The organism is Pseudomonas sp. MWU13-2105 (assembly GCF_023242315.1).
Taxonomy (GTDB): Bacteria; Pseudomonadota; Gammaproteobacteria; order Pseudomonadales; family Pseudomonadaceae; genus Aquipseudomonas.
In genome coordinates this window covers 290,331-301,670 of record NZ_JALLIY010000008.1, presented here as the reverse complement: position 1 = coordinate 301,670, position 11,340 = coordinate 290,331, and the positions used below count along the sequence as shown (strand labels likewise).

Genomic DNA, 11,340 nt, shown 5'->3' with positions numbered 1-11,340 from the left:
CCGTGTGATCGAGTATCAGACTGGCGGTGCATTGAGCTGGGATTGATGCTGCTGTTCACCTTGGGTGAATAGACTGGAATACCGAAAAGCCCTGAACCTGTTCAGGGCTTTTTTGTTTGCGCCTGATCACTGCGTTATGAAGCCATGTGTTTTGCTTCCAGCCCTCGTGTTTCGATCACGTCGAATACGTCACTGGCGTCCTGTAACAACAGCCGTGAGATCGCGGCGATATTGCCCAGGCCCCGTGGATCGCTATCGCTCAGTCGGCTACAGGTGAACAAGGTCTTCAACTTGTTGACCGCCCGCATGCGCTCGCTGACGCAGGCATGCAGATCAACCAATGGTGCATTGCGGTCGATGTAGAGAACCTCGTGCAATGCAGGATATCGATCAGAAAAGAGAATCCCGACGCTGATTTTCCATCAGAAAAAATCCGCAAAAAAATCCGCGACTGGAGTCAAAATGTCGACCGAGTTAGTCACAGGAAATCACTGGCTTGAGCCTCTCATGCCGACCTTTCCGGCTGAAATTCTGAAACTGGCTGAAGAGGTACCATTCCTGGCAGGAAAACTGACCGGAATGATCCCTCCAGAGACAGCTATCCGTGTCGGCGGACTCCTGCGGGTAACCAATAGTTTTTACAGCAACCTGATCGAAGGCCAGTTTACCGAGCCCATGACGCTGGCACCTTCATCACCGAAGCGCAACCGTTAAGAACTGTCAGAACTGGCGATGACCCATATCGGTGCCCAGGAAGCTTTTGAGCGAGCACTCAAGATTTATCCTGAATCTCCCTGGCCGACCCTCTTTGATCCGAAGTTCATAGCGCGCATACACAAGCGCCTTTTTGACGGTGTCGACCAGGAACAGTTGCACCTGAGTAAGGGCCGATTGCTGGTACCCGGGCAACTGCGCGACGAAGCTCAACAGGATGTTCTGGTGGGAAATCACACAGCCCCAGCCAGCAACGCGGTCACCTCCATGCGGGTGCGGATGCAACAAGTCTACGGACGACTCCCCGATGCCCGCAGCCGCTTGCTTGCCACCATGGCCTATCATCACCGGCTGGCCTGGGTTCATCCTTTCGTGGACGGTAACGGACGCAGCGTAAGGCTGATTACTCACCTGCAACTGCATAAGCTCGGCCTGGCATCACCGCTTTGGTCCCTTTCAAGGGGGCTGGCGCGACAGCAGCAAGCCTATTACGCCTATCTTGCCAATGCAGACAAACCCCGACGGGGTGACCTTGATGGGCGAGGACAACTCACTCAAGCCGGGTTATTCGAGTTCATCGGGTTCATGCTGGAGACCTGCCTGGATCAGATGCGCTATACAGAACGGGCATTGAATATTACTCACCTGAAAGGGCGCCTGGAGATCATATTCAAATGGGACCCACGCCTCCTGAAGGTCGGGTTGAAGCCGGAGTCAGCCCGAGCGCTGCAGATACTGCTGACCCAAGGAGCCGTCAGTCGTGCTGACTTCAAAGTGTTCACCGGCCTCAGTGATCGGGTGGCAAGCGATCAACTCACCGCGCTCGTGAAGCTGGGCCTTGTAGAGAGCCAGAGCCCCAAAGCCCGTGACCTGTATCCCGGTTTGCCCATCTGGTTTGCACAACTTCTGTTCCCTGATTTGCATCAACGAATGGTCGGTGCGTAAGCGCTCAAGACCTTGAAATATTTCAGCCCCATTGTCCAACGCCCTGGGGCGATAAGGCCGGCGAGTCCCGCACCGGACATATCGCCAGGCAAGCGGAATCCACACCGACCGTATTGACACGACGGACCTTCAGCCCGCGTAGGTAATACGCCTGTGATCCAGGGCAGCGTTGGACACATGGACCTCGTCAAAGGTCAAGGCGCCCTGGATATCATCCTCGGCCGACTGCCGTAAACGAGTGAACTGCGCGTTGTACTGCAGATTTTCCCCATAGGAGACGGCGGGCAGCCCCCGGGCGTCGATCCGGTAACACTGGTATTCGCCAAAACCGAACTCGGAACGCCCATAGGCCTGCGCTCCGGCGCGGGTTCGGGAGACGATCAACACCTCCCCATCGAGCATCTTCGGAACTCCACCAAAGAAATTCGAGGCCCTGAAGCCATAATCCAGCGGATCGCCACGGCGCTCGACACGCATTTTTTTCTCGACCCGGAACAACTCAGTGAAATCCGCTCGCTGGATCATGCCGCGGCTATTGAAGTGGCCACCCGGCGGCAGAATCACCTGGGATTTGAACGGATTGTCACGTAGCAACTCACTGTCGTCATAGACCTCGTAGTCATCGCCGGAACTCACGCTGCCCGAATCGGAGGCCGGCGAGTCGACTGAGCTCTGCGGCGACGGCGGCTCGGACAGTGCGGCATCTGACGGCCCAGCCACCGCAGGCGAATGCTGCGGACCCGCCCCGCTCAGGTAGATTTCCCACTCCGGATCCCAGTGTGGATTGAGCCCCGCGCCCTGCAGCCCCAGGGCTTTTCCGCGCTGCAGGGTGAGTCCGACAGGTTTGCGAGTCTGTGGGTCGATCACCTGCACGATACCGTCGCGCAGTTTGAAATCGCTGCGTATCTCATAGATCCCCGAATACCCCTCGGGATCGGTATAGCGAATATAGAAGCCCTGTTCGCCGACCTGATAAATCCCCTCGGCATTGGGTTTGAGCCCCTTGAGCGAGACATTGCCCACGGCATGCGAACGGATAATCCGCGCCTGACCCGGACGCAGGCGATTGACCAGGGCCACCTCAATCGCGGCGGATTGTGGCGGCTCTGGCAGCGTTGCGACTGGAGGGGCGCGCTCCGGCAGCGGCTCGACAGGCGTTGTCGGCGACATCCCGGCCTGATCCGGCAAGGGCTGCGCGAACACCTCGGGCAGCTTCGCCCGCGCGGCCAGCGGCGCGGCATTGAGCAAACCGAAGAAAACCCGCGTCATCCCGGCCGCTCGCTCGTCCGTGGAATGAGCCTCGACCACCTGCTCCAGGCCCATTCCCGCCTCAGCCAAACCGAGCAACCCGGCCACCAGCTCGAATTCGGGACAGGCCAACGCAAGTGCCCCCGCGGCATTCGCCACGGACTCGAGACAGTGACGCCAGAGGGTCTTGACGACACTGGCATCGCTGCGGACGATCAGGTCGATATCACGCACCGCGCGACGACGCTGCAAGTCACGCAGATGTTCGAAAGGATCGCCAGTGATGATCGGGCTTGTGCCGACATATTGTTGCGGGTCCCACACGCCCGAGGCCGTGAACCCCGGGCGGTCGTAGGGCAACATGTGCAACTTGGGGTACTTGGACAAACCGACCAGAGCCGTCTCCAGTCCGCTGTAGGACAGGCCGTCGGGACGATCACTCAGTTCGAAATGACTGGCCAACTTCTGGCGCAACGCCGGAATCCTGACCTGGCGCGCGAGCCACGCCTTCATCAAGCCGATTTCGGCGAAGCCGTGCAGGGGCGAAGCGTTGCCCGGGACATACAGCACGACCCGCCCGAACGCTCGATCGCAAAACAGCACCAGGTCGGTGGCGGCGTACCCGTAGATCGCCAGGAGGGCAACCTCGCAATAAGCTCCGGGCACCGACGCCGCCTGTATCTGCGCGACACTCAGTTCATGCCAGCACTGCCAGTGATTGAGCCCGGCCGCACGCCAGACCAGATTGCGATCCTCCCACTTCAGCGAACCTTCATACCACTGCAAGTCCGCAGCCTTGAGCAATGCGCACTTGAGTAAATCGCGATAATCCTGCCCATGCTCACGCCAATAGGCATCTTGCCCAGGGGTGTAAAGATTGTAGAAATCCGTATCCCAGACAAACTGCTGGAAATCCCGTGGATTGATATCGAGCTGCGTGTCGGGGCCATAGTGCTGCGGCGTCACACGTCGATAAATACCGCGGTAGTCGATGTAGTGTGTCTTCAGGTAGTCGACATCCAACGGATTGAGCTGGACTTCGGGGAGTTTTTCGACCGGTGTGATCGGCGGTGCCAACTCGAAACGCCCTGGCAACAGGCGTTGCAAGAAATGATTACCCTCCTGATAGTTGGAGAGCATGGCCTGGGTCAGCGTCTGCTGGTAAACCACCTGGCCGAGGGTCCCGACATTGCCCTGTCGGCGATAGTGCAGATTGACCAGCAAGGTCTTTTCGGGATCGAGATCCAACTGCCACTGCGACTGGGCATGCTGACGAATCAGGCTTGTGGCGACTTTGGCGGGATCGGGCAACAGCACACCGCGCTCGCGGACAAATTGATCCAGTTGCGGATTGGCTTGCAGCCCGGCTACGAGCCCGACGTGCTCAACGTCTGGTGCAGGAATTAAAACCTCGTTCATATCTCTCCCGGATGCTTGCAATTACGATCAAGCCCGTCGGCACAATGAACGGGCTTCAATCAAGGCCACGCACAACCGCAATACCTGTTGTGTCTGTGACCGAACATCCGGACTATGCTGGATAGCTGTCGGGAAACAGCGGTAAAAGAATAACGCCACGGGAGCGATAAAGTGGCTGGCACAAGTCCCATGGCGTGCGGTTCAAGGTCTATGCAGTGGCGAGGGACTATCCGCCGAACAACGCCTCCGCCAACCCGCGAACACCCGGCTGGACAGCAAAAACACCGCCCGCCAGCGGCTGGTCACTCAGATCGCCAGCCGGACGGATCGAGGTGACGAACAGGGTTTCCATGTTGCGGCCACCGAAGGCACACATGGTCGGTTTCTTCACTGGCAAGGTAATGGAGCGTTCCAGCTGGCCTTGGGGAGTAAAGCGATGAATCATCCCGGCATCGTTGGCACATATCCAATAACAACCGTCGCTGTCGATGGCCGCGCCGTCCGGCCGACCTGGATACTGGTTCATGTCGACAAAGATGCGCCGGTTGTACGGGGTGCCGCTATCGATGTCGTAATCGAACGCCCAGATGAGTTGTACCGACGCATGGGAGTCGGACAAATACATCACCTTGCCGTCGGGACTGAAGGCCAAGCCGTTGGGGACCACGAAGCCGTCAAGCCGAGGGCCCGATAGGCTACTTTGCCCGCCGTCATAGCGATAAAGCGCACCAGCCATTGCCCCCGCCGTCAGTTCGACCTGCATGGTGCCCGCCCAAAAGCGGCCCTGGCGATCACAACGACCATCGTTGAAACGCATGCCCGGCAAGGCATGGCTCACACTGCTCAGGCGGTTGCACTGCAGATCGTCATCAAGACTGACGGTGAGTCGAAACAATCCACTTTCCATGCCGGCAATCCAGCTGCCGTCAGGGCACGCGGCGATGCAGGCGAGCATCTCGGGCGCCTCCCAGCTCTGGCTGGAGCGATTCTCCGGATCCCAGCGAAACAAGCGCCCGGCGGGAATATCAACCCAGTACAGCGCTTGTTCACGACAGCTCCAGACAGGGCTTTCGCCGGTGGCGTTAGCGGCGTCGAGAATCAGTTCAACATCCATGGCCGTTCCAGTCAGGTGGTCGTTACAGGCAGCCTTTTGCACTAGCCTCAGTCATCGCCAAAAGGCCCCAACGTCACGAACGCCCCGCCCTGGTAGACCAGGATCGGATCGTCTGCCGCCGGCATGGGCAGCGCCTCGACCTGGCCACGGAAAGGCTCGGAGCTGTCCCGGGCCTTGAAATTCAGGTGCGCGGCATAACCATTGTCCCACCAGACATTCTGGTTGTCCGAAACGCCATAGACCACCGTATGGCCTACGTTCGGCGTGTACAGCGCGCACTCCAGCAATTGCGTCAGGTCACCGTAGCTCAACCAGGTGCTCATCATCCGGCGGTTTTGCGGCTCGCTGAACGAAGAGCCGATACGGATGCTGACGGTCTCGATACCGTAGCGATCGAAATAGAAGCTGGCCATGTCTTCGCCGTAACACTTCGACAAGCCGTAGTAGCTGTCAGGGCGACGCGGGGAATGGGCGTCCAGTCGATGACCCTGCTTGTGGAAACCGATCACATGATTGGAACTGGCGAAAATCACTCGTTTTACATTGTGGCGACGTGCGGCTTCATAGATGTGGAATACGCCGCAGATATTGGCACCGAGTATTTCTTCGAAAGGACGCTCCACCGAAACACCACCAAAATGCAGGATGGCATCCACGCCGTTGACCAATTGGTCAACGGCTTGTTTGTCAGCAAGATCACAGAGCTGAACCTCTTCGCTCGCGTCCAGCGCCGGTGCCACTTCGGCAATGTCGGAGAGGCGCAATATCCGGGTGAACGGCCGCAGGCTTTGGCGCAGCACCTTGCCGAGTCCTCCGGCGGCCCCCGTCAGCAGAAGGCGATTGAAGGGTTGATGCTCCGTCGTTGCGCTAGTCATTAGGGCTCGCTCTCTCACGTGTTGCGGTCTGCATTATGTGTTGTCGTACAACATATTTGATTATCAACAGCCATTTTCATAGCTGTCAACGTCCCCCAGGGGCAAGACGCTCTCGGGTGCCGGTAGCTCGCAGCCGAGGCGTCACGCGCTCATCGTTTGCGGATCAGAGCAGGGATATCGGATAGCTGATGAAGACGCGGTTTTCATCGAAACCGTTGATATTGAAGCTGCTGCGAATGGTCGAGTTACGCCATCTCACGTTGAGATTCTTGAATGTTCCACTCTGTATCGTGTACGCCAGCTCGGACTCACGCCCCCGTTCCTTACCGTCGGTGATGGTCCCGGTGTGCACATTGTCGCCGCTGATATAGCGGTTCATCAGGGTCAGTCCCGGCACTCCGAGGGCAGCGAAGTTGTAGTCGTGGCGTAGCTGCCAGGAATGTTCCTGTGCATTGTCATAGCTGGAGTTGTAGCTGTCGTTGGCCAGGGTACCGCCGCTGGTGCCGTTGACGCGCATCCAGGCGCTGTTACCGGTGAGTTTCTGCAAGCCGACATAGAAGGTGTTGCCACCGTACTTGGCCGAGAACAGCCCGGACCAGGTCTTGTTCTCCAGTTCGCCGGCCTTGGCGCTACCGTCGTCCTTGCCGTAGAAAAAGCCCAGGTTGGCGCCCAGGGTCCAATCGCCCAGCGGCTGGCTATGCACCAGATTGAGGTACTGCTGGCTGTAGATGTCCTTGAGCTGGGCATTCCACACTCCGATCATCGTGCGATTGTCATTGAAGCTGTATTCGCCGCCCTGGAAGTTGAAGCGATCGGAAGTAATGCCCGGCTTACCGTTCATGAACATGGCGGTCATGCTCGAGTCGTTGCGTGGGCTGTTGTCCTGGAACTGGCCGCCGTAAAGCGTCAGGCCCGCGATTTCCTTCGAGGTGATCTGGCCGCCACGAAAGGTCTGCGGCAGCGAACGGCCGTCGTCCGAGCGCAGGATCGGCAACACCGGCATCCATTCGCCAACCTTCAGCTCCGTTTTGGAGATCTTTGCCTTCGCGGCCACGCCCAGTCGACCGAAGTTACTGGCAGGCTCGCCGTCGTTGTCCAGCGGCAACAACTGTGTACCGCCGGTGCCTCGTCCGCCGTCCAGCTTGACCGAATACAGGCCCAGAACGTCCATCCCGAAACCGACCGTCCCTGGCGTGTAGCCTGAGCGCGCATCAAGAATGAAGCTCTGTGTCCATTCTGCGGCGGTGCTCTGCTTATGAGCCGGATTGGTGAAGTTTCGGTTGAAGTAGGCGTTACGCAGATTCAGGCCGGCTTGGGCATCGTCGAGAAAGCCTTCTGCGCTGCATATCTGCGGGAGGGCAAAGAGCAAGCCTGTGACTGCGAGCGAAGGGGTGAGTCGAGTAGGACGGATGATCATTATTGTTGTGCTCCTTGTTAAGCGAACGTATTCCGCGGGGCCATGAATAGCCTTCTGTGAGCGGAACACGGCGTGCAGCCACGACAGCGACTTGAACGGGAGTTGAGTCGTGCCTGATTAGCGTGCGAAGTGGCTTACGAAATCGCTTGCGAGCGTGAGCGCGCGATACAGAGCGAGCGGACTGTCGGATGCCAATGAGAAGAAGGGGTATGGGGGGAGGTAAGCGTCATCAGTATCTCCTTTTTATTTTTATTTATGACATACGTTGTCGTACAACGTATTTTGATTATTAAAACATCCCTGCTCCATTGTCAACCGCCTGAAAATCAAACCGTGGCGATTTCGCATCGAGTCCCATGGGCGAGAGTTCGCACGGTTTTGAACCGTGCCGGTGATGGAGGCGGTTGTTTTTCCGATTGACAGTGCCTAATTGAACTGGCTATAAACCGCTTTGTTGTACGACGACGTATAACGCTTCGATTTTCCAAAAAACAAGGACAACTCCTGCCGTCAGGCACGGAGCACGTACACCTCCAATCTAAAAATAATTAAGGTGAAACGATGAAAATCAAAGGCATCCGTTGGTGGATGGTCGGACTGGTGACCGCCGGGCTGATCGTCAACTACCTGGCCCGCAACACCTTGTCGGTCGCGGCACCAACGCTGATGAGTGAGTTGAGTATTTCCACCGAGCAGTACTCGCAAATCGTGGTGGCGTGGCAAATCTGCTATGCGTTCATGCAGCCAGTGGCTGGATACATCATTGATGCCATTGGCACCAAAATGGGTTTTGCCATTTTCGCCATAGCCTGGTCGGCGGCCTGCGCCGCCGCAGCGCTGGCCACGGGCTGGCAAAGCCTGGCATTCGTCCGCGGCGTGCTGGGACTGACCGAGGCGGCAGGGCTGCCTGCCGGGGTCAAGGCCACCACCGAATGGTTTCCGGCCAAAGAGCGCTCGGTCGCCATCGGTTGGTTCAATATAGGTTCATCCGTGGGCGCGCTGCTCGCACCGCCGCTGGTGGTTTGGGCCATTTTGCAAAGCGGTTGGCAATTGGCGTTCTTGATCGTCGGTGGGCTGGGCATCCTCTGGAGTGCGCTGTGGCTTTTGCTGTACAAGCACCCGCGTGATCAGTTGCATATGGACGACGCCGAGCGTGATTACATCCTGGCCGGCCAGGAGTCGCACTTCAAAGAGGCCGCGCCGAAAAAAGGTAGTTGGAAGACGATCATCACCAGCCGCAACTTCTACGCCATCGCCTCGGCGCGAATTCTCTCGGAGCCCGCCTGGCAGACGTTCAACGCCTGGATCCCGCTGTACTTGATGACCGAACGGCACATGAACATCAAGGAAATCGCCATGTTCGCCTGGTTGCCCTTCCTGGCGGCGGATATCGGCTGTGTTCTGGGCGGTTACCTGAGTCCGCTGTTCCATCGTTACTGCAATGTGTCGCTGTTCACCTCACGCAAGCTGGTGATGGTGTTCGGCTGCTCCTGCATGATTGGTCCGGCCTGTATCGGCCTGGTAGACAGCCCTTACATGGCGATTGCGCTGTTGTGTGTCGGCGGCTTCGCCCACCAAACCCTGTCGGGAGCGCTGTATGCCATCACCTCGGACTCGTTCGGCAAGAACGAAGTGGCCACGGCCACGGGCATGGGCGGTATGTTTGGCTACCTGGGCGCCGCCGCCTTTACCCTGGTGTTCGGCGTTCTGGTGACAAAAATCGGCTACAGTCCGCTGTTCGTGGTACTGGCGATTCTGGACATCGTGGCGGCCATCGTGGTTTGGAATGTTGCTCGGGCAATTACGCAGGAACCCGAGTCTCAACCAGGTAAAGCGACTCAATCGAATCCCCGTCCATCTATGCCGGGCGTCTAAGCGTCCGTTCTGTTTTCGATGGCATCACCCTGGTTTTGTAGACCGGCCAGGTCGACTGCCGTCGATCCTGACCGGCAACGCCCCCCCCCGCCAACAGCCCCTCCTCCACCAGGGGCTGAGTGACTAGGCGAGCGATGGGAGGGCCTTGCCGTGCTCTTGCAGCTCCTGCTCGATAAACGCCGCAATCATGGCCCGGTAGACTAGCTCGACCACATCGGGATTGGCGGCGTACTCCACGGATAATGCACGCACCTTGGCGATTACCTGCTCCACGCGCTGTGGAGCCCTGACTGCATCAGTGTCTTTCTTGAAGCGCGCAGCCTCAGTGACATAGCTACCCCGCTCCGCCAGCAGCGTTACGATCTGCCGATCCAGACGGTCGATGTTTTCGCGAACTTCTTCGAGTGATGTGCAACGGACGGCCATATCGTTCTATCTCCTGTTTCAGCCAGCCACTCTGGCTGATCCTGCTCACGCCTTGAGCCCTGTTGTGTAAGGCACGCACGCGCATGACTCACATCAAGCCGAAAATACACACCCTACACAACATTGTTTTTGCCAAGCAAAGAAAGCCCGTGACAAAGCATGTCCCGCGGCCGGTGCCCGCACAGGGACCGATCCAATCCCCACGAGCACGACGGCTCGATACCGATAATCGGAATGCTGAAAAATCGTTTGATCCATTTTGAAAACAACTGTACAAAAACACAGTATTTTCAAATCAACCGATCAAGCCCGGAGAGTGCCATGTCCAGCCAAGCCGCCAGTCATGTGATGAGGACCACCGTTGAACGCATCGTTTTGCATCAATTCACTCCCCGGCACTGCCTGCAGGCGCGCGCCATGCTGGGCTGGAGCCATGAGCATCTGAGCCAGGAGTCCGGCGTCTCGGTTGCCGCCATCCAGCGCTTCGAAACCGGGGAGTCACTGCGGGATGTCACCCGGCTGGCGCTGGCCTTTCGCTTCGAAGCCGAAGGCCTGGTGTTTTTCCCCGGGTTCGCCCCCGGACGCGGGATGAATATCCGTGGAACCACGCCGGACCCGATCAAGCGCAAGGATTACGAACTGATCGAATAATCGCCTCATGCCGGTGCTGCCGGCCAGTCCAGCGCCTGCATCACCTGCTCGACCAACACCGTCACCGGATGATCAGTGGCGTCCAGCCGCAACAGCGGACACGCCAGGTTCCTGATCCATGTTTCATGTCGCTTGAGGCTGCGGGTGCCATGGTCGCCGCTGTCGTAGCCGGCTGCCCAGTCCAGGAAGGTGCGGGTCGCGATAAAACGCTCCCCGCCTTCGTGGATCTGCGCGCCGTAGCGCTGGAACTCGCGAGCCCGCAGACGCTGCAAACGGACCTCGGGATCGAGGCGTATGAAAATCGCCAGGGTGAACGCCGGAATCAGCGGATCGCCCCAGCCACAGAGCGAACCGGAAAGCACCCAGTTGTCCTGTTGGGCCAGTTGTTCACGTAACAACTGCACCCGCTGGTCACGGGGGCGCTTACAACTGAAGGGCTTGTCGGCGGGCTGCCAATAAAAATTGTCCGAATCGAAATGGGCAACACCCAAGCGCTCGGCCAGTGCAACGCCCAAGGTCGTGGTGCCGGAACCCGACGCGCCGAAGAGATGAATTCGATGGGCCATGGTCGTTCCTGATGCTCTGCTTCCAGTCTCGACCGCAATGGTAAACCTGTCCCCGGCGGGGGGCTGTACGAAAACTCTCTAACGGCAACC

11 protein-coding genes are annotated in these 11,340 nt (G+C 58.3%); 4 read left to right on the top strand and 7 right to left on the bottom strand.

The genetic code is table 11. From position 1 onward, the window contains the following. Positions 1-134: 134 nt before the first annotated feature. Complete coding sequence (locus M5B96_RS14360) at positions 135-377, bottom strand: fructose-bisphosphate aldolase (RefSeq protein ID WP_248797314.1); 243 nt, start codon at positions 375-377, stop codon at positions 135-137. A gap of 85 nt (positions 378-462) precedes the next feature. Between M5B96_RS14360 and M5B96_RS14355 the strand changes: the two genes are divergently transcribed. Beyond that, positions 463-714 carry a hypothetical protein gene (locus M5B96_RS14355; protein WP_248797313.1) on the top strand — a complete coding sequence of 84 codons (252 nt, stop codon included), beginning with the start codon at positions 463-465 and terminating at the stop codon, positions 712-714. A gap of 18 nt (positions 715-732) precedes the next feature. Continuing rightward, a complete protein-coding gene (locus tag M5B96_RS14350) occupies positions 733-1,659 on the top strand; it encodes a Fic family protein (protein WP_248797312.1) in 927 nt (308 codons plus the stop codon). A 129-nt stretch (positions 1,660-1,788) separates the two neighbouring features. Here M5B96_RS14350 and M5B96_RS14345 read toward each other — a convergent pair whose 3' ends face one another. The 4 genes from M5B96_RS14345 to M5B96_RS14330 all read right to left on the bottom strand — a co-directional run bounded on the left by M5B96_RS14345 (position 1,789) and on the right by M5B96_RS14330 (position 7,732). After that, the gene (locus tag M5B96_RS14345) at positions 1,789-4,326 is read right to left on the bottom strand and encodes a dermonecrotic toxin domain-containing protein (protein WP_248797311.1); all 2,538 of its coding nucleotides are present in this window, start codon (positions 4,324-4,326) and stop codon (positions 1,789-1,791) included. 226 nt (positions 4,327-4,552) lie between these two features. Next, the gene (locus M5B96_RS14340; RefSeq protein WP_248797310.1) at positions 4,553-5,440 is read right to left on the bottom strand and encodes an SMP-30/gluconolactonase/LRE family protein; all 888 of its coding nucleotides are present in this window, start codon (positions 5,438-5,440) and stop codon (positions 4,553-4,555) included. Positions 5,441-5,487: 47 nt separating this feature from the next. Next, positions 5,488-6,315, bottom strand: coding sequence for an NAD-dependent epimerase/dehydratase family protein (locus M5B96_RS14335; protein ID WP_248797309.1), 828 nt, complete (start codon positions 6,313-6,315; stop codon positions 5,488-5,490). A 163-nt stretch (positions 6,316-6,478) separates the two neighbouring features. Continuing rightward, positions 6,479-7,732 carry an OprD family porin gene (locus tag M5B96_RS14330; RefSeq protein WP_248797308.1) on the bottom strand — a complete coding sequence of 418 codons (1,254 nt, stop codon included), beginning with the start codon at positions 7,730-7,732 and terminating at the stop codon, positions 6,479-6,481. Between the two features lie 561 nt (positions 7,733-8,293). Here M5B96_RS14330 and M5B96_RS14325 point away from each other — a divergent pair. Beyond that, a complete protein-coding gene (locus tag M5B96_RS14325; RefSeq protein ID WP_248797307.1) occupies positions 8,294-9,607 on the top strand; it encodes an MFS transporter in 1,314 nt (437 codons plus the stop codon). A gap of 123 nt (positions 9,608-9,730) precedes the next feature. On the opposite strand, the gene M5B96_RS14320 is transcribed toward M5B96_RS14325, so the two are convergent. Continuing rightward, positions 9,731-10,033 (bottom strand): chorismate mutase, encoded by a 303-nt coding sequence (locus tag M5B96_RS14320; RefSeq protein WP_248797306.1) that lies wholly within the window; start codon positions 10,031-10,033, stop codon positions 9,731-9,733. Between the two features lie 321 nt (positions 10,034-10,354). On the opposite strand from M5B96_RS14320, the gene M5B96_RS14315 reads away from it, so the two are divergent. Next, complete coding sequence (locus M5B96_RS14315; RefSeq protein WP_248797305.1) at positions 10,355-10,684, top strand: helix-turn-helix domain-containing protein; 330 nt, start codon at positions 10,355-10,357, stop codon at positions 10,682-10,684. 5 nt (positions 10,685-10,689) lie between these two features. Here the strand turns inward: M5B96_RS14315 and M5B96_RS14310 are convergent, their stop codons facing one another. After that, entirely contained in the window at positions 10,690-11,250 is a 561-nt protein-coding gene (locus M5B96_RS14310) for an AAA family ATPase (RefSeq protein ID WP_248797304.1), read from the bottom strand. Between the last annotated feature and the right edge of the window lie 90 nt (positions 11,251-11,340).